This window comes from Cellulosimicrobium sp. GQ32 (assembly GCF_059758455.1).
In genome coordinates, this window is sequence record NZ_JCAXEP010000001.1 from 380,077 (window position 1) to 397,689 (window position 17,613).

The window sequence follows — 17,613 nt, forward strand, 5'->3', positions numbered from 1 at the left end:
GGGCTCAAGGTCGGGGTCCGCCGCACGCAATCCGGGGGGATCTCCACGACGCGGGGCGCGCGGGATCGCGCTGCCCTCGACCTCCAGTCTCTCATGCCCGACGCCGAGGCACGGGTGAGGTGCGTCTCGTCCGCCTCGACCGGGCGGGCCCCTGCGCCGAACCCGGGGTTGCGGGGCACGCCGACGGTCCCGTGACCCGCGACCCCGGGTTCGGCGTGTCGAGCTCCGAGCGGGCTGTGGTGGAATGGCGCGCGTGCACGCGCTGATGCCCTCCCTCGCCGTAGACCTGGCCGTGCTGTCCGACGGCGGCGCCACCTCGGGCGGTGACGTCGCCGCCTCCGTGGGGGACGTCGTCGGGCAGGTGTGGGAGGCCGCGACGACGCCCGTCGCTCCCCCGGCGACCGCCGTCGTCCTCGCGATGGGCGCGCTCGCCCTGGCGGTCGTGCTCGTCACCCCGGTCTGGCGCGTCGCGCGGCACGTGGTGACGATCGCGCACGAGGCGTCGCACGCGCTCGCCGCGCTGCTCACCGGCCGGCGCCTCTCGGGCATCCGGCTGCACTCCGACACGTCCGGGCTCACCGTGTCGTCGGGCCGGCCCCGCGGGTTCGGCATGATCCTCACCGCGTTCATGGGCTATGTCGGCCCGGGCCTCATCGGGCTCGGCGCCGCCGCGCTCCTGCGGCAGGGCTACGCCGTCGGGCTGCTGTGGCTGCTCGTCGTGCTGCTCGCCCTCATGCTGCTGCAGGTCCGCAACTGGTTCGGGCTGTGGTCCGTGCTCGTCACGGGCGCCGCGCTCGTCGGCGTGTCGTGGTGGGCGTCGCCCGACGTGCAGAGCGCTGTCGCCTACGCCGTCACGTGGTTCCTGCTGCTCGGCGCGGTCCGGCCGGTGCTCGAGCTGCAGAGCGAGCGGTCGCGCGGACGGGCGGCGACGTCCGACGCCGACATCCTCGCGCGTCTCACGCACGTGCCCGGGCTGTTCTGGGTCGGGGTGTTCCTCGTCGTCACGCTCGGCGCGGCGGTGCTCGGCGGGTCGTGGATCGTGGGTCCGGCGGCCTGAGCCGACCTCTCGGACACGACGACGGGCCGCCCGCCGGAGCGGACGGCCCGTCGTGCGACCGAGGACGCGCCTGGAGGAGGAGGACGCGCCGTCGAGGTCGTCCGGCGCGGGCGCCGGTAGAACTGGTGGGTCAGCCCTGAGGAGTCAGGACGAACGCCGGGCCCTGCGCGTTCGGGTCCGTGTCGAGCGTGAGGTTCGAGAGCGTCGGGGCCGTGGCGGACTCCACGAACACCTTCGCCTCGCCGTCCTCGACGACCGTGTCGTCGGGCTGCGGGGCGGGCACGAGCGCGAGCTCGAAGCTGCCCGCCTGGTCCGCGGACTCGGCGATCCGCAGACCGCCTCCCTCGGGGACACCGGCCTGGGTCTGCAGGTCGTGGACAGCGGTACGGGCGTTGTCGGTCAGGGTGAGCACGAGAGCTCCTCTCGTCGCCGGGCGGAACCCTGCGGGACACGTCCGTGCGGCCCACGCCTGGCCGGCGTGACCTGCCGTCGGTGCACCCTCCCGCGGGCTCCTCGGTCCACTCCACCGAAACAAGAACGCGCGCCGCTCGCAAGCGAATCGCCCGATTCTCACCGAATTTCTCACGGAGCAAGACTGCGCGTGACAGCATCCGACGACGCGCGTAGGGTCCGCGCCCGCGTGACCGGTCGACGCGCCGGTGGACACGCCTGCGCGGGTAGCCTGTGCGTGGACGCCGGACGGCGTCCAGGGCCTCTAGCTCAATTGGCAGAGCTGCGGACTTTTAATCCGTAGGTTGTGGGTTCGAACCCCACGGGGCCCACCGATGCATCAGCGCTGATCAGCGGCGATACGGCCCGGACCGATCTGCGAGCCGAATGCACCTATCGCGTCGCCGCCGAGCTCCCAGCCGCGCGAACGTCACCCGCGCCGAACCGACGTTGGATCCAACGCGTCCACCGCCGAGGCCAACGGACGTGCGCGCACGAGAAGGACAGCAGGAGCCATCCGACCAGCAGCAGCCATCCGTTCGGCTGAAGCACGTGGAGTTCATGGTCGCCATCGCTCACTGTGTCCGGGTGGCCGACGAGGAATGCGACGACGACGAGTGCCGCACCAACTCCCGCCCCCAGAAGCGTGAACTCGCCGTTTTCCATCCACCAGGTGCGGAGTCGGGGGATCAGCCGGACGGGAAGGCCGATGAGGAGCACGCACATCGTCGTCAGGAGTGTGGCAAGGGCACTCCAGAACAGCCACCCGACGACCGAGAGCATGTCCTCGTATGGTCCGGCGCCAACCGCGACGGCGAGTCCAGCCACGAACATGACGGCAACCGAGATAACCGCCTGAGCCACGATGAGCCCGGCTGCCATCAACAGCCTGCGAGCCCGATCCCATCCCACCGACGACGGCGGAGTCGAGTAGCGGAACGGCAGATCTCGTCGCTGCTCCAGGGCCCCTCGTCGGTCCACGTGCGCGAGCATAGCGCCAACCTTCACCGCCAAGAGCGCGAGCATTGCTCGGGCCCAGGCTCCGGGTCTGCCCTGCCTTTCGGCCCCGCACCACAGCCGAGCATCCGGCCGACTCCGGTCCGCTTCAAGGGGGATACGCCGTCGCTACGCGATGGCCTCCGGCCACCCTTGACCCGGCCCGCCGTCAGCCTCTTGTGCTCCGCCATCGCCGCGGCGCCTCCGAGTGTCTCCCCCTCGAACCCTGACGCGACCCCGGATCGAGTGCTAGGGGACATGTGACGTGACAGCCGGAACGACCGGAACTGACTGAGGCGAACCGCTGCCGCCATCAGGGAATTCTGCTCACGCTCCGGACCCGGGACGGTAGGTTGTGGGTTCGAGCCCCACGGGCCCACGGCAGCGTCGGGATTCCCGCGATCGCGCGAACGCTCGGACTTCTCGACACCACCACTCCCCGGAGGCCCCCTGGTCGCTGCCTCGCGCTCGACCCGTCATGCGCCGTCGAGGGCGAGGAAGACGAGACCGAGGGCCACCGCCACTCCCACGAGGGGCCAACCCCAGGCCGCGAGCGAACGGCGTATCCGTGGATCCCGTGCCACCACGTACGCCGAGCGCAGGAGCACCGCGGCAAGTCCGGTGGTGAGCAGGCAGAGCACCATCAGGACGTCGAGCACGGACGCACTCTCCCACGGCGGGCCATCCGCGAGAAGCGTCACCGATGACCCCGTACGCGCTCCCAGAAGCCTAGGGAGGCCAGCAACCCCCACGAGGCATACAGCCCGAAGAGCGCCACGAGAGCCACCGGAAGGGCGAGACCCCACCAGAACCACGGCTCCACGGACTGGTCGAGCAGTGCCGCGGTGCACGCGGCGGAGCCGCCGCTCGCTCCCGCCACGACGAGCAGCGCTAACACCAGCACGGGTCTCAGCCACAGCCGCTCCCACGGCAGTCCCTCCACCCATCGGTACGCGGCGGCGGGCCGGTCGAGAAGCTCGCGACGGAGCCGGCCCGAGCGCCGCCGGGGCTCACGGTGCCGAGGCGTCACAGCACCACGGCATCGAGAGCACCACGAGGCGGCGCTTCCGGGACGGCCCGCACCCGCCATCGGACCTTTCGCCGCGTCATCGGGCGCGACGGCGGAGGACGAGGTGCTCCAGAGCCAGCAGGACCGCGCACCCGAGCAGCACGACGGCGATCACCGTCCAGTTGGCCTGGACGCACGCGTCGGTCGCGTCGGACGACAGCGGGTTCAGCCCGCCGAGGGGCTCCTCGATGCACGTGTACCGCTGTCCGTCGTCGGTGACGTCGCGGGGCGCCACGGTCAGGAGCATCAGGCCCAGCACGAGTACGGCGGTCGCGGCGGCGACGACTGTGCGGAATCGGCGACCAGGGGCGCCACGGCGCCGCACCGCCGGCCACACCGCGGCGGCCAGGAGTGCGAGGAACGCGCACAGCACGAGGATCGTCCACATCGGTTGCCAAAGCGTACCGGGAGCAGAGGAACCGATACGGGCGCCGGGCGGCGCGTCGCGTGCGCCGTCTGTTCATCCGGTGTTGGTTGTGCCCCGCGCCGCGGGGCCGGAACGTCGGATCATGGCGATCGAGGACGAGGACCGCGAGATCGACGTCGTGGTCGAGCGGATCAGTACGCGCTTCCCGGAGGTGCCGGTGGACGACGTGCGCGACCAGGTGCTCGCGGAGCTCGGGCGGTACCAGACCGCGCACGTGCGCGACTTCGTGCCGGTCCTGGTGGAGAACGCGGTGACGGACGTGCTGCGGTCGGGCAGTCGACCGCCCCGCCCCCCGCGCAGGACGCCACGACCGGACCGATGAGTCCGCGTGTGGGCGACCGTCGGTAGGTTCACCGGCGGGTCGAGCGGCCCGCCCCCGACGACGAGGAGCACGCATGTCCTTCCAGGCCTATCTCGACGCGGTCGAGGACAAGACCGGCCTCACCCCGCGCCAGCTGGTCGACCTCGCGCACGAGCGCGGGTTCGACGAGTCCACGAAGGCCACGCCGATCCTCGAGTGGCTCAAGGACGACTACGGCCTGGGGCGTGGGCACGGCATGGCGATCGTGCACGTCATCACCAAGGGCCCGCAGATCTCCTCGAAGCACGTCGGGTCCGACGGTACGCACCGCGACGAGTCCGACACCCTGTGGCTGGACGGCAAGGCGACCAAGCCGGCCTGACGTCCCGCGGACACCGCGCGGGTCGCCCCGCGCACACCGGTGCCCGACGACGTCCCGCGAGCGGGCGGCGTCGGGCACCGGGCGTGCCGTCAGGTCAGCGACCGGGCGGCGTCAGAACGACCAGCGCTGGGCCTCGGTCTGGTTGCAGGTCCAGAGCTGGACCTTCTGGCCGTCGCGGAGCGGCGCGCCGCCCTGGGCGTCGAGGCACTTGCCGGACTGCGGGTTGCGCAGGGCCTGGGTGCCGGAGTCGTAGACCCACTTCTGGGCGCCCGTCCCGTTGCACGTGTAGATCCAGACGACGGTGCCGTCCGCGGTACCGCTGCGGGCGACGTCGAGGCACTTGCCCAGCGCTCGCACGGTCCCGTCGGACCCGCGCGTCCACTGCTGCGCCGCGTTGCCGCTGCAGGTCGCGAGCTGGACCTGGTTGGTGTCGGTCGGGTCCGCCCACGGCACGTCGAGGCACAGCGCGGTGCCGGCGCGGATCGTCCCGGTGCCGGTCGGCAGCCCGCCGCCGGGGTTCGGCTGCTCGGTGCCGCCTCCGCCGTCGCCGAGAGGCGTCGCGGTGCCCGTGAAGGGGTCGAGCTTGATGTACGCGGCCTGCGGGTTGCCGTCGTGGACGAGCGACTCGTGCGCGCCGACGTCGTCGAACGCGAACGCGTACGCCTTGCCGTTCGCCATCTGCTGGTGCGCGAGCTTGGCGTAGACGTTGGTCCGGGCGTCCTGGTAGAAGCCGGCGTTGCTCGCGTCGGGCTGGTTCGGGTTGCTCAGCGCCGTGGTGCGCACGAGCGCGGCGCACAGCGTGCGGGCGATGGGCCCGACGACGTGGTCGTTCGGCGCCTGGAGGTCTTTGTGGCACCCGTAGACGCTCGACGCGTCGGGCTTCTTGAAGGCCGCGACCTCCTGCCCGGACCCGTTCCTGAACCGGAACCAGTCGCCGTCGACCCGACCGCGGAACTGCGTCCCGGGCTCGTGGGAGAACGGCGTGATCACCATGTCGCGCGTGCGGTAGGAGTTCCACACCTCGGTGACGTACGAGTCGATCGACGCCGAGGAGATCTTGCCGACGTCGATCCCGTGCGACGGGTTGAGCGCGCGCAGGCGGCTCCCGTCGGGGGCGCGCTGCACGAGCCCGCCCCACCCCGCGCTCTCGAGGGCCGTGTAGAACGCCTCGTAGCCGTTCGGCTTGAGCATGCCCGTGCTGAGGACCTGCCCGTCGGCGCGCTTGACGCCCACCTGGTACGGCGCGGACCAGTGGTCCACCTGCGTGCTGTTGATCCACAGCCCGTCGTCGTTGAGCGTGTACTCGGTCCAGTTGAAGAGGATGTTCCGGTTGGGGTCGGAGTCGTTCTGGACCGCGGGCTGCACGAGGCGCCCGTCCAGCACGATCTGGAACGTCATCTTCTGGCCGTACGAGTAGTAGACGCGCCCGGACAGCTTCGGGAGCTGGATCGTCACGGACTGGCCGGGGCCGGGGCCCGCGATCGACGCGTCGGGTGCCGGGACGGGCACGGGCCCGACCCCGCCGGGCCACGGGTGGAACGTGCCGCCCGCGTCGGCCCAGCCGGCGACGCCGTCGCGCTCGCCGAGGACGTACAGGTAGATCGGCCCCTTGCCCGAGTCGTTGGTGATCGTGAGCGGGATGGTCGCCGGGACCGCGCTCGCGGGGGCCGCCGTACCGACGACCGCCCCGCTCACCGCGAGGACCGCCGCGCACAGCGCGGCCCACGCTCGCCTGCTTCTTCTCCGCCTGTCGAGATTCATGCCGGATCTGCTCCTTGTTCGGTTACTTCGTCGTCACCGCACTCGCCGGACCGGCCCGGCGACAGCGCCGTCCCACACCGGTGTGGGAGCGCTGCCACGACCGTAGCGGACGGATGCCACGGACGCCAGGGAGCGCTCCCACGACCTCGCCGCACGGGTCCACAGCGCCCGTGCTCGCCTGGCACCTAGACTCGAACGAGTGCAGTGCCACCACTACGACGCCGGCCGGTGCCGGTCGTGCAGCCTCCTCGAGCTGGCGTACCCGGCGCAGCTCACCGGCAAGCAGGAGCACTGCGCCGACCTCCTCGCGCCGCTCGCGCCCGACCTGACCTGGCTGCCCACGGTCGAGTCCGCGGAGTCGGGCTTCCGCAACAAGGCGAAGATGGTCGTCACGGGCACGACGGACGCCCCGGTGCTCGGCATCCTCGGCGAGGGCGGCGGCGTCGACCTCACCGACTGCCCGCTCTACCCGGCCGCGCTCCAGGCGTCGTTCCCGGCGTTCGCGGAGTTCGTGACGCGCGCGCGGCTCGTCCCCTACGACGTGCGCGCCCGCCACGGCGAGCTCAAGTACGTGCTGGTGACGCTCTCCCCCGACGGCGATCTCATGGCGCGGTTCGTCCTCCGGTCCACGGAGTCGCTCCCCCGGGTCCGCAAGCACCTGCCGAGCCTGCTCGACGCGCTGCCGTCGCTCCGCGTCGTCTCCGCGAACCTGCACCCCGAGCACAAGGCCGTGGTCGAGGGCGAGACGGAGATCCTCCTCACGGACGCCGAGACGCTGCGCATGCGCGTCAACGGGATCGACCTGCACCTGCGCCCGCAGAGCTTCTTCCAGACCAACACCGACGTCGCCGCGGCGCTCTACCGGCAGGGCCGGGAGTGGGTGGACGACGCCGCGCCCGCCACGGTCTGGGACCTCTACTGCGGGGTGGGCGGGTTCGCGCTGCACGTCGCCGGTCCGGACCGGGACGTCGTCGGTGTCGAGACGAGCGCCGAGGCGGTGGCGAGCGCGCGGCTCACCGCGCGCGACGCCGGCCTCGACCGCACGACGTTCCTGGCCCAGGACGCGACGGCGTTCGCGCTGTCGCGGCAGGACGTGCCGGACCTCGTCGTCGTCAACCCGCCGCGTCGCGGGATCGGGGAGACGCTCAGCACGTGGCTCGAGGAGTCCGGCGTCGGGCACGTCGTCTACTCGAGCTGCAACGCGACGTCGCTCGCGCGCGACCTCGCGCTCATGCCGTCGCTGCGCCCGCGGGCCGCGCGTGTGCTCGACATGTTCCCGCAGACGTCGCACTACGAGGTCGCGGTCCTCCTCGAACGCGGCTGACCGCGCCGTCGGGGCAACGCTGCTCCGAGATCGACCCGAGCGGCCGAGATCGACCCTCCGAAGGCCGATCTGGCGACGGGCGGGTCGATCTCGCGGTCAGGGTCGCTCGCCCGCGCGCCGCGCGGCCTCGACTGCGGACGCCTCGAGCCGATCCCGGTAGGCGGCCCACTCGTCGTCGTCGAGCGCGGGCAGGTTGCCGCGATCGTCACCCGCCGCGCCGTCGACGAGCTCGCGGACGATGTCGGCGTGACCGGCGTGGTGCGCCACCTCGTCGAGCACGTGGACGAGCGCGAGGAACAGCGTGATCTCCCGCCGCTCCGGCGGCCACCATGGCACCTCGCCGCGCGCGTCGAGATCGAGCGCCGCGACCGTCGCGTCGCACAGCGCCGTCGAGGCACGGAAGAAGTCGAGCACCTGCTCGCGGGACTCGTCCGCGGTCGCCCACATGTCCGCGTTGACCTCGGCGTCGTCCGCGAACCAGGGCATCGGGAGGTCGTGCGTACCGCCGAACGCCTCGTGCAGATAGCCAAGCTGCACACTGCCGACGTGCTTGACCAGCCCCAGGAGGTTGGTGCCCGTCCTGGTGAGCGGACGACGCACGTCGTGCTCGCCCAGGCCCTCCGCTCGCGCCAGCAGCACCTCCCGCTCGCGCGTGAGGTAACGCTGCAGCGTTGCCTTGGGGTCGAGGTCCGGAGGTGTCGTGGCGCCCATCCCTCGGACGCTACCCCCGCCCTCCGACGCCGGTGCCAGACTCGCCCTCATGGGCACCGTGCACGCAGAGATCACCGACCGGCTGGCATCGTTCGTCCTCGCCCAGCCGGTGTTCTTCGTCGGCACCGCCCCGCTCGCACCGGACGGCCACGTCAACGTCTCGCCCAAGGGCATGGCGGGCACGTTCGTCGTGCTCTCGCCGCACCGCGTCGCCTACCTCGACTACACCGGCTCGGGCGCGGAGGCTCCCGCGCACCTGCGGGAGAACGGCCGCATCGTCGTGATGTTCTGCGCGTTCGCCGGGCCGCCCAACATCGTCCGGTTCCACGGCACCGGCCGGTACGTCGAGGCCGGGAGCGCGGAGTTCGACTCCCTGCGCGAGCACTTCGCCAAGACGGAGACCGCCGGACAGCGCGGGATCGTCGTCGTGGACGTCACGCGCGTCTCCGACTCGTGCGGGTTCTCCGTCCCGCACCTCGAGCTCGTCGAGGACCGCGACCTGCTCGACCGCTGGGCCGGTCGCAAGACGCCCGAGCAGCTCGATGACTACCGGGTCACCAAGAACTCCACGAGCATCGACGGCCTCCCAGCGATCGGCGAGACCGTCGAGCCCGTCGAGCCCGTCAGCACGTCGTCGCGGTCGAGCGCGACCTCTCGCTGACGGGTCGAGGCGTCCGCCACCTGCCGGCGCGTCGTCGCCCGATTGCGCGAGCAGGCGCCGACGACCCGCTGGTGCGTCAGACGCCGGGCGTCGTCGCGTCGAGGTAGGCCCGCCCGCGCGGCGAGAGGCGGTAGCCGACGTCGAGGCTCTCGGTGAGGCCGAGCTCCTTGAGCCGGCGCACGCGCACCTTGAAGTCGTCGCGCGCCATCCCCAGCCCGGCGGCGAGCTCGCGCGCGACGACGCCCTCGTTCGCCGCGACCAGCTCGAGGTACTGCCGGGTCCACGGCGCGGCGGCGGCGCGGTCCTTGCGGTCCAGGGCCGCGCGGATCTGCTCGACGGCGGCCGCGTCCAGGTCGGCGTCCTCGCGCAGCGCGACGCGCGGGTCGGGCCCCGCGAGCCGGATCCCCACGCGGTACAGGTCGCCCTCGCGCTCCGCGCCTCGCGCGAGCACGCGCTCGGGCGAGGCCATCCCCGCGAGCCGCGCCTCGGCGTCGGACACCAGCGGCTCGCCGTCCGCGCCGGTGGGTACGCGCTCGACCGACGTCACCTCGACGACCCCGATCCGCGTCCGCTGGAGCGTCCCGACCCTCACGCGCGGCGTCGTCCAGCGGCGGAACGCGAGGGTCACCGTCCCGTCCTGGAGGCCGCGCAGCGTGCGGGCGTCGAGGAGCACGCCTCCGAGCGTACGACGACGCCACCCCGATCTCCCGAGGTAGAGCCCCGGTCACGCGAGGTAGAGGCGTGGTCATGACCAGGCCTCTACCTCGCCGTACCAGGGCTCTACCTCGGCGTACCAGGGCTCTACCTCGGCGGGGTCGGGTCTCGGGGACCGGTCAGGCGAGCTCGGGGCGGCGCGCGACGGTGAGGACGTGGGTGTCGGGCCAGTCGACGGGCTCGCCGGTCGCGGCGTCGTGCAGCGCGGCGACGGGCGCGAGGGCGTGCTCGACGACCCACTCGTTGCGCCACGCCCCGCTGCCCGGCTCGAGCTCGAAGCCGGCGTCCGCGAGCAGGTCCGCCCACCGCTGGCCGCTGAGGTCGCAGAACCGCTCGTGGCACTCGGACAGCCAGTTGTCGACGTAGTCCTTGCGGGTGAGGAACTCCATGGCCTCGCGCAGCGTGAGCCGCCACGACCCCGGCGCCAGGCGCTCGGGCGCGAACGCCGCACCGGACAGGCGGGGGAAGTCGTGCGCGAACTGGACCAGGCGCGCGTCGGTGGACAGCGCCCCGACCCAGGAGGCGACGTCCGCGCGCGCGAGGCCGTCGAGGTCCGTGCGTGCCCCACCGGGCCCGTCCCCGGTGGCCGCGGCGCCGTCGTCGGTCCGCAGCGTGAGCACGACGACGCGGTCCGGCTCGGCGGGGCCGCACACGTCCGAGTTGATCCACACGCCCCCGGGTCGGGTGTGGGCGTGGACGCGGCGCGCGAAGGTCTCGACGTCGTGCACGCCCGCCCCGTACGACGAGACCTCGTGCGTGAGGGCGATCGTCAGGGTCGTGTCGACGGTCGCGTCGGGCATCACGGACCGGTCGAGGATGTTGGCCTGCACGAACCAGACGTGCGGGTTCGCGAACGCGCCCTGCGCCTTCTTGTGCTCGGCCTCGGCGACGAGGTGCCGCGCGACGTCGACCCCGAACAGGTCCGACTCGTGCAGGCGCGGCTCGCGCGCGACGTGCTCCAGGAGGCCACCTGTCGCGCACCCGATGTCGACGATCCGTCCGGGCCGCACGTGCGGCGCCACCTGGGCCCACTTGCGCGCCGACGCGTCCTCGAACGCGGCGGCGTACGTGCGGTAGTCGCGCGTGGAGGTGAGGTCGCCGTCGCCGGAGACGACCGGGTCGGCGAAGATCCGCCGCACGTCCTCGACGAACCGGTAGCGCGCGTAGAACTCGGGCACGGCCGGGTGCGCGACGTCCCGCCAGCGCTCGTCGCCCGCGGCGATCTGCTCGACGACGTCCCACGGCCGGGCGGGCGGCTCGCCGCCGGGCTCGGCGGCATCGAGCTCCACGCCCGCGACGCGGTAGCCGAGCGCGCGGTAGGCGTCGACGAGCGCCGGGGTCGAGCACGCGACGACGGTGTCGGCGGGGTCGGGCGCGATCCCGGTCGCCGTCGCGACGCTCGTCACGACGAGGTGCGCGAACCGGTCGTCCGGCGCGACGTCGGGCACCGGCACGACGACGGACGCGAGCCCCTCCCGGGTCGTCACGTTCTCGACGAGCGCCTCGCGGCGGTGGCCCGGCAGCGGGTTGCGGCGCGTGCCCGCGTGGTTCGCGGACGTGACGACCCAGACGACCTCGACGTCCGGGGCGCAGCGCACGCGGCGCCCGTCGAGGTCGCGCACGAGCCCGGCGCGCAGGGCCCGCAGGTAGTCGACCTGGTAGCGCGTGACGACGTGGTGACGCCCCGGGAACAGGACGCGGCGGACGGGCGGGCCGTCGGGGGTCGGGTGCACCCGCACACCGTGCGGGGTGACCGCGCCTCGGCGCAACCCGTCTCACGGCTCGGTCCCGCCCCGTCGCGCGTGTTCGCTCTCCGTGAAGCCGGGCGCGCGGAGAATCCGCTGGTCGGCGCGGCGCACGCGTCTGAGCGCTCCCCGATCCGCCACTCCTGGACACCCGTTCACGATGCGGAGCACAGGGGACGTATGGGACGGTGTCCGCGATGTTCTGGATCGTGGCAGGGGCTGTGCTCGTCGTGTCCGGCCTCGCGATCGCCGCGACGGCCGCCCGCGGCGCGCGCCGGGCCGGCTCCACCGGGGCGAACGGGATGGCCATCGCCGTCGGTGGGGGCCTCGTGGTCTGGGGCGCGATCGCCCTGACCATCGGGCTCCTCACGCAGGACTGAGCGCCGCCTCCCGGGCGTCGACGACCTCCGCGCCGGACACCACCCCGGAGAGCCCACGCCGTCCGCGCGTGAACGGGACCGCCACGACCGAGACCACGGCGAACAGCCACGCGACCGGCGCGGCCACGTCGCCCGCGACCGCGAGCGCCGTCGGGACGTCCGCCGGCAGGTCGGCGAGCAGACCCAGCGCTCCCCACAGCGCGCCTCCGGCCGCCGCGCGGACGACGCGCTGCGCCGTCGTGCCGGGACGGCCTCCCCAGCGCGGCGCGAGCCACACGGTCCGCTGCCCCCAGGACGCGCCGCTGCCGAGGAACGTCGGCACCACGAACACGAGCACGAACGGGACCAGCGTGCCGAGCAGCCACTGCGGCCGGTCCGACCCGTCAGGGAGGGTCTGCCCGAGCGCGAAGAGCACCGTGCGGTAGGCCACCTGGAGCACGACGCCCAGCGCGGTGACGAGCAGCGCGTCGAGCAGCATCCCCAGCCAGCGGCGCCAGACGGTCACCGCCCGCGCCTCCTCGCGGCGCGCCTCGAGCTCCGCCGCGCGCGGCATCCACCGCAGCAGGAGCGGGGCCGCGAGCGCCCCGAGGAGCGCGCCGAGCGTGTTGGTCAGCACGTCGTCCACGTCGGCGACCCGGTACGAGCACGGGATGAGCCCGAAGATGCCGGTGTACTGCGTGGTCTCGATGAGCACCGACGCAGCCAGCCCGGAGAGCGTCGCGACGACGACGCCGCGCCCGAGGTAGCGCCGCACGAGGAGTCCCCACGGGACGAACAGCACGACGTTGAACACGACCTGGAGCACGGCCGCGCTGCGCAGGGTCGCGCCGGGGCCGAGGCCCGCGGTGTCGCGACGGATGTCGGCGAGCGAGTGGAACGGCACGAGCTCGGCGCCGGCGACACCGTACTGGGCGCACCACTCGGCGAGGTCCCCGCTCGGGAGCGGCAGGAGCGTGTACGCGACGAGGGCCACCCCGTAGACGGCGACGGCCGCGGCACCGACCAGGCGCCGGCCGCTCAGCCCGCCGTACCGGCGCGACTGCCACGCGAGCGCGGGTACGAGGAACGCCGCGAAGAGCAGCGCACCGCCGATCACGCCGACGTACGCGGGCCATGTCCACCGGTCGATCACGCGCGCCCCCCGACGAGCTCGGGGACAGGTCGGCGGGTGCGGGTACTCGTCACGCGCTCCAGTATCGGGTCGGCTCCCCCCGCACCGCGCACCGGCGTCTCGTCGCGACACCTCGCTCCGGCGCGCTCCGGCACCTCGCTCCGGCACCTCGCTCCCAGGCTCCCGGGCGAGCACCGGCGACGACCGGCCCCGCCGGAGAGGACCTTCGGCGCGGCGTGGAGGCAGAGCGCCGACCTACCGTGGAGGTGCGGTCGGTCGCCACGGTCCGCCGAGGTCTCACCGAGGACCGGTCCGGGGATCGCCCGCCGCGCACCGAGCGGTGCGCGCGGCCCGACGGACGAGGTGAGGACGATGAAGGCGGCGCGGTACCACGGCAAGGAAGACCTCCGGATCGAGGACGTCCCGGAGCCCGAGACCCGGCCGGGGACCGTGAAGATCCGGCCCGCGTGGACGGGGATCTGCGGGTCCGACCTCCACCTCTACCTCGAGGGCCCGTTCCCGCCGGCGCCGTCGGAGACCCAGCCGCACCCGCTGTCGGGCGAGACGCTGCCCGTCGTCTTCGGCCACGAGTTCTCCGGGGTCGTCGAGGAGCTCGGCGAGGGCGTCGAGGGGCTCGCGGTCGGGGACGCGGTCGTCGTCGAGCCGTTCATGGTGTGCGGCGAGTGCCCGCCGTGCCGCGACGGCCTCTACAACGCGTGCGTGAAGATGGGGTTCATCGGCATCTCCGGGCGGGGCGGCGGGCTGTCCGAGCACATCGTCGTCGAGCGGCGGTGGGTGCACCCCGTCGGCGACGTCCCGCTGGACCAGGCGGCGCTCATCGAGCCGCTCGCGGTCGCGTACCACGGGGTCCGGCTGTCCGGTGCCAAGGCGGGCGACACCGTGCTCGTCGGCGGCGCGGGGCCGATCGGCCTGCTCACGTGCGCCGTGCTGCACGCGATCGGGGCGCGCGCGGTCGTCACGGAGGTGAGCGGGGCGCGCAAGGCCAAGGCCCTCGAGACCGGGGTGGCCGACGACGTGCTCGACCCGCGCGAGGTCGACGTCGCCGCGCGCGTCCTCGAGCTCACCGACGGCCGGGGCGCGGACGTGGCGATCGAGTGCTCGGGCGCGCAGCCGGTGCTCGACACCCTGACCCACGCGCTCAAGGCGGGCGGGACGCTGCAGATCGTCGCGCTGTTCTCCGAGCCGCCGACCCTCGACGTCATGACGGTGCTGCTGCGCGAGCTCACCATCAAGGGCGCCATCGGGTATGCGGACGACCACCCGGCGGTCATCCGGCTCGTCCAGGAGGGCAAGGTCGACCTCGCCCCGTTCGTCACGAGCCGCATCGCCGTCGAGGACGTCGTGGAGAAGGGGTACCGAGAGCTCATCGACCACAAGGACGACCACGTGAAGATCGTCGTGTCGGTGTGAGACGGCGGCCCGCGGCCCCCACCGTCCCCGGGGGCCGCGGGCCGCGCTGCTCGACCAGGTCGAACGAGCGGGCCGCTCCGGCTGCCCGCGCTCGACCTGCGGCGGGCGGTCCGGCGTGCCACGGTGGAGGCTCACGAGGCCACGGGAGGTGCGCATGGACGTCCTCGCCGCCCACGGCGACGCGATCGGCGCGTTCGACGCGCTCGTCCGCCCGCTGCGCGACGACCAGTGGTCGCTGCCCACCCCGGACGCCGACTGGACCGTGCGCGACCTCGTCAACCACCTCACGGCCGAGCAGCTCTGGGCGCCCGAGCTGCTCGCGGGGCGCTGGATCGAGGACGTCGGCGCCGTCTTCGAGGGCGACGTGCTCGGCGACGACCCGGTGGATCGGTGGGTCGACGCGTCCGTCCAGGCCCGCGAGGCGTTCCTCGCGCCCGACGCCCTGGACCGCCGCGTGCACCTGTCCTACGGCGACGAGTCGGGCGCGGAGTACTGCGCCCAGATGACGTTCGACCTCGTGGTGCACGCCTGGGACCTCGCCCGCGCCGTCGGGGCGGACGAGACGGGAGAGCCCGCGCTGCTCGCGTGGGCGCTGCACTACGCGGAGTCCCGCTCGACGTTCCTGGAGCCAGGCCCGCTGTTCCGCGGACCGCTCGACGTCGACGACGGCGCCGACGACCTCACGCACCTCCTCGCGCTCACGGGCCGCCGCCGCTGAGCATCGCGGCCCCCACGACCGTCCGCGGGGCTTCCGCCGCGCCCAACGCACTCGCGGTGAAGCAGTGCCTTGCGGAACTGGAGTCGGTGCGGGCTACTGTCGCGCATCCCCCGGGGTGGCACTGCCGGGCGCGGACCGACGGTCGCGCACCGCTGCCGAGCAGTGCACCGACCAGCCCCGCTACCTGCTCGCACTCCAAGAGCGCGGGTGCGCCAGCACGAGCCAGACGAAGCCGAGATTCTGCGACGCATGCGCCGCGCCGGGCTGCTGGCCCGGTTCGCGGACGGTCGCACGGACGTCGTGACGCACTGCTCGGTGGCAGAGCGGCCCCAGGCTGGCGAGCGACCGATCTGGTACGGCGGCGGTCACCTCGCCCGCGACCTGTCCCTGCCCCGGCTGCGTGACGGGTAGCCCGACACACCGACCGGCGCCAGCGACGCGGCTGCCGAGTGTAACGCCGCCAAGCGCGGCCGACGGGTCGTATCCGTGGGTCGCGAGACGACCGAGCCGGACCCAGAGATGTGGGCCGAGCAGCACGACGAGCTGCGCGCGCTCGTCGACCGGTTGCGGTCGGTCCCGGTCGAGGACCGGGACACGTGGGCGACCGTCGCACGCCAGACCGCGGGCGCGTTCGCCGCGTGGTCTAGCTGTGATGTCCAGGGAGGTTGGTCAGCCGGCTGATCGGTGGTTGGGTGCCGATCGCGCTGTGGAGCCTGTGGTGATTGTAGAAGTGGAGCCATCCGGGCAGGGCGGCGCGGCGTTCGGCTTCTGAGGTGTAGAACCGGGCGTAGGCCCACCCGTCGGCGAGGGTTCGATGAAAGCGTTCGACCTTCCCGTTCGTCTGCGGTCGGTAGGGTCGGGTCTTCTTCGCGATGATGCCCCGGTCCGCGCAGGCGTTCGCCCAGGCGTAGGACTTGTCGGCAGACCCGTTGTCCGACAAGACCCGTTCCACGTGCACGCCGCGTGCGGCGAACCAGGCCACTGCGCGCTGGAGGACCCCGATCGCTGTCGCTGCTTTCTCGTCCGGGCAGATCTCGGCGTAGGCGACCCGGGAGTGGTCGTCGATGACGGTGTGGACGTAGCCGCGTCCGAGCTGAGGCGCGTAGGCAGGGTTGCGGTTGCCCGTGCGATCTGCGGTGGTAGCCCGGTTGAGCTTGCCTTGCTGGCGCCCGACGTAGCGCCACCCGCCGCCGTCGGGGATGTTGCCGAACTTGGTGACGTCGACGTGGATCAACGCACCGGGGTGGTCGTGCTCGTAGCGGCGCAGCGGTTCACCGCTGACCCGGTCGATGCGCCACAGCCGGCTGATCCGGCAACGGACCAGGACGGCATGGACCGTCGATGCCGGCATGCCCAGCCGTCCGGCGATCTGTACGGGTCCGAGGGGGTGACGCCATCTCAGTCGCACGATCGCCTTGACCAGGTGCGGTGGCGTGCGGGTCGGGCTGTGGTCCGTCATCCCGGCCAGGCCCTGGGCCCGATACCGGTCGGCCCATTTCTTCGCGGTGCGGGCCGAGACCATGAACATCTTTGCCGCGGCCGAGTATGTCCATCCGGACTCGACGACCGAGGAGCGCGAGCCGCAAGCGCGTCTTCGGGGTGAGCAGGGCATTAGCGTGGGACACGAAGGCCTCCGGTTGGTGCGAAGCGGTTCCTCGACAGCTCCACTTCACAACCGGAGGCCTTCGTCATCCGGTAACCCGGCCCCGTGTCGTCATCACGGGATCCGGACAACCTCCCTGGACATCACACCTAGGGCGACCGAAGCGACGCCCGGCGACCTCGCCACGGCCGCGGATGCGCTGTCGCGTTCGGCCCAGACTCACCGGCGCACCGTGCGCCCGGACAAGGCCGGCACGATCGCCATCTCGGGGGCGGCGATGCTCCTGGCGAGCGCGGCCCGCGGCGGGCAAGGAACCGTCGCGCAGGCCGCGATGATCCGCCAGCTGCTCCGGCTCACCCAGGCCGTGCACATCACGGATCCTTCGTGCAGACCATCGTTGTTGAGGTTCGCGCGAGGTGGCTTCGATCGAGAGCGAATCGCGGGCACATCGGGATGTGACAGTATTCGCACTATGCAACAAAGCCAACCACGACGACTTGCTCTCCTCGTAGCGGGTACGCTCCTCGTGTCGGGTTGCTCCATGATCGAAGGCGGGTCATCGACGGGAGCGTGTATGCCCAACTCGCCAACCGTGGAGCCGTCAGGCCCGCACCCCGGCGACGAGATCGATATCATCTCGAGCGGGCTCAATACAACCAGTTCGTGCGACCCTGAACTCACAAAGCAGGCGTCGTACTGGATTAGAGTTCAATCTTCGCAGACGGGCGAAGTTGTGAAGTTCGAGAGTGTCTCACCGACCGAAGACGGAGGT

18 protein-coding genes, 1 tRNA gene and 1 pseudogene are annotated in these 17,613 nt (G+C 72.7%); 10 read left to right on the forward strand and 10 right to left on the reverse strand.

Annotated elements, in window-relative coordinates; translation table 11 throughout:
• The first annotated feature begins 253 nt into the window (after positions 1 to 253).
• Entirely contained in the window at positions 254 to 1,057 is an 804-nt protein-coding gene (locus tag AC6CH9_RS01515) for a M50 family metallopeptidase (RefSeq protein WP_498153326.1), read from the forward strand.
• 130 nt (positions 1,058 to 1,187) lie between these two features.
• Here the strand turns inward: AC6CH9_RS01515 and AC6CH9_RS01520 are convergent, their stop codons facing one another.
• A complete protein-coding gene (locus AC6CH9_RS01520) occupies positions 1,188 to 1,469 on the reverse strand; it encodes a HesB/IscA family protein (protein WP_047231388.1) in 282 nt (93 codons plus the stop codon).
• Between the two features lie 297 nt (positions 1,470 to 1,766).
• Between AC6CH9_RS01520 and AC6CH9_RS01525 the strand changes: the two genes are divergently transcribed.
• Positions 1,767 to 1,839 (forward strand) — tRNA-Lys (locus AC6CH9_RS01525).
• Positions 1,840 to 1,900: 61 nt separating this feature from the next.
• On the opposite strand, the gene AC6CH9_RS01530 is transcribed toward AC6CH9_RS01525, so the two are convergent.
• The 3 genes from AC6CH9_RS01530 to AC6CH9_RS01540 all read right to left on the reverse strand — a co-directional run bounded on the left by AC6CH9_RS01530 (position 1,901) and on the right by AC6CH9_RS01540 (position 3,960).
• Positions 1,901 to 2,500: a hypothetical protein gene (locus AC6CH9_RS01530; RefSeq protein WP_498153327.1), complete on the reverse strand. Its 600-nt coding sequence runs from the start codon at positions 2,498 to 2,500 to the stop codon at positions 1,901 to 1,903.
• Between the two features lie 479 nt (positions 2,501 to 2,979).
• On the reverse strand, positions 2,980 to 3,162 hold the full coding sequence (locus AC6CH9_RS01535) for a hypothetical protein (RefSeq protein ID WP_498153328.1): 183 nt from the start codon (positions 3,160 to 3,162) through the stop codon (positions 2,980 to 2,982).
• A 447-nt stretch (positions 3,163 to 3,609) separates the two neighbouring features.
• Positions 3,610 to 3,960 (reverse strand): hypothetical protein, encoded by a 351-nt coding sequence (locus tag AC6CH9_RS01540; protein ID WP_498153329.1) that lies wholly within the window; start codon positions 3,958 to 3,960, stop codon positions 3,610 to 3,612.
• A 121-nt stretch (positions 3,961 to 4,081) separates the two neighbouring features.
• Between AC6CH9_RS01540 and AC6CH9_RS01545 the strand changes: the two genes are divergently transcribed.
• Positions 4,082 to 4,321: a three-helix bundle dimerization domain-containing protein gene (locus AC6CH9_RS01545; protein ID WP_498153330.1), complete on the forward strand. Its 240-nt coding sequence runs from the start codon at positions 4,082 to 4,084 to the stop codon at positions 4,319 to 4,321.
• Between the two features lie 73 nt (positions 4,322 to 4,394).
• A complete protein-coding gene (locus tag AC6CH9_RS01550) occupies positions 4,395 to 4,682 on the forward strand; it encodes a DUF4287 domain-containing protein (protein WP_064316845.1) in 288 nt (95 codons plus the stop codon).
• A gap of 111 nt (positions 4,683 to 4,793) precedes the next feature.
• Here the strand turns inward: AC6CH9_RS01550 and AC6CH9_RS01555 are convergent, their stop codons facing one another.
• On the reverse strand, positions 4,794 to 6,443 hold the full coding sequence (locus tag AC6CH9_RS01555) for a glycoside hydrolase family 64 protein (RefSeq protein WP_498153331.1): 1,650 nt from the start codon (positions 6,441 to 6,443) through the stop codon (positions 4,794 to 4,796).
• A gap of 199 nt (positions 6,444 to 6,642) precedes the next feature.
• Between AC6CH9_RS01555 and rlmC the strand changes: the two genes are divergently transcribed.
• A complete protein-coding gene (rlmC, locus tag AC6CH9_RS01560; protein WP_498153332.1) occupies positions 6,643 to 7,767 on the forward strand; it encodes a 23S rRNA (uracil(747)-C(5))-methyltransferase RlmC in 1,125 nt (374 codons plus the stop codon).
• 96 nt (positions 7,768 to 7,863) lie between these two features.
• Here the strand turns inward: rlmC and AC6CH9_RS01565 are convergent, their stop codons facing one another.
• Positions 7,864 to 8,478, reverse strand: coding sequence for a DinB family protein (locus tag AC6CH9_RS01565; RefSeq protein ID WP_498153333.1), 615 nt, complete (start codon positions 8,476 to 8,478; stop codon positions 7,864 to 7,866).
• A 49-nt stretch (positions 8,479 to 8,527) separates the two neighbouring features.
• On the opposite strand from AC6CH9_RS01565, the gene AC6CH9_RS01570 reads away from it, so the two are divergent.
• Positions 8,528 to 9,139, forward strand: a complete 612-nt coding sequence (locus AC6CH9_RS01570) for a pyridoxamine 5'-phosphate oxidase family protein (protein WP_498153334.1) — start codon at positions 8,528 to 8,530, stop codon at positions 9,137 to 9,139.
• Positions 9,140 to 9,215: 76 nt separating this feature from the next.
• Here AC6CH9_RS01570 and AC6CH9_RS01575 read toward each other — a convergent pair whose 3' ends face one another.
• Both AC6CH9_RS01575 and AC6CH9_RS01580 read right to left on the reverse strand, forming a co-directional pair.
• The gene (locus tag AC6CH9_RS01575) at positions 9,216 to 9,812 is read right to left on the reverse strand and encodes an ASCH domain-containing protein (RefSeq protein ID WP_498153335.1); all 597 of its coding nucleotides are present in this window, start codon (positions 9,810 to 9,812) and stop codon (positions 9,216 to 9,218) included.
• A 160-nt stretch (positions 9,813 to 9,972) separates the two neighbouring features.
• The gene (locus tag AC6CH9_RS01580; protein WP_498153336.1) at positions 9,973 to 11,586 is read right to left on the reverse strand and encodes a class I SAM-dependent methyltransferase; all 1,614 of its coding nucleotides are present in this window, start codon (positions 11,584 to 11,586) and stop codon (positions 9,973 to 9,975) included.
• Positions 11,587 to 11,795: 209 nt separating this feature from the next.
• Between AC6CH9_RS01580 and AC6CH9_RS01585 the strand changes: the two genes are divergently transcribed.
• Positions 11,796 to 11,978: a hypothetical protein gene (locus AC6CH9_RS01585; RefSeq protein ID WP_498153337.1), complete on the forward strand. Its 183-nt coding sequence runs from the start codon at positions 11,796 to 11,798 to the stop codon at positions 11,976 to 11,978.
• On the opposite strand, the gene AC6CH9_RS01590 is transcribed toward AC6CH9_RS01585, so the two are convergent.
• On the reverse strand, positions 11,965 to 13,110 hold the full coding sequence (locus tag AC6CH9_RS01590) for a VanZ family protein (RefSeq protein ID WP_498153338.1): 1,146 nt from the start codon (positions 13,108 to 13,110) through the stop codon (positions 11,965 to 11,967). The two genes, AC6CH9_RS01585 and AC6CH9_RS01590, sit on opposite strands and share 14 nt — an antisense overlap.
• A gap of 351 nt (positions 13,111 to 13,461) precedes the next feature.
• On the opposite strand from AC6CH9_RS01590, the gene AC6CH9_RS01595 reads away from it, so the two are divergent.
• The 3 genes from AC6CH9_RS01595 (at position 13,462) to AC6CH9_RS01605 (ending at position 15,649) form a co-directional block, all read left to right on the forward strand.
• Positions 13,462 to 14,520 (forward strand): 2,3-butanediol dehydrogenase, encoded by a 1,059-nt coding sequence (locus tag AC6CH9_RS01595; protein WP_400572952.1) that lies wholly within the window; start codon positions 13,462 to 13,464, stop codon positions 14,518 to 14,520.
• Between the two features lie 154 nt (positions 14,521 to 14,674).
• On the forward strand, positions 14,675 to 15,238 hold the full coding sequence (locus AC6CH9_RS01600; RefSeq protein WP_498153339.1) for a TIGR03086 family metal-binding protein: 564 nt from the start codon (positions 14,675 to 14,677) through the stop codon (positions 15,236 to 15,238).
• 249 nt (positions 15,239 to 15,487) lie between these two features.
• Positions 15,488 to 15,649, forward strand: coding sequence for a hypothetical protein (locus AC6CH9_RS01605; RefSeq protein WP_498153340.1), 162 nt, complete (start codon positions 15,488 to 15,490; stop codon positions 15,647 to 15,649).
• Positions 15,650 to 15,881: 232 nt separating this feature from the next.
• Here AC6CH9_RS01605 and AC6CH9_RS01610 read toward each other — a convergent pair.
• Positions 15,882 to 16,863, reverse strand: a pseudogene (locus AC6CH9_RS01610) (IS481 family transposase).
• Positions 16,864 to 17,613 lie beyond the last annotated feature (750 nt).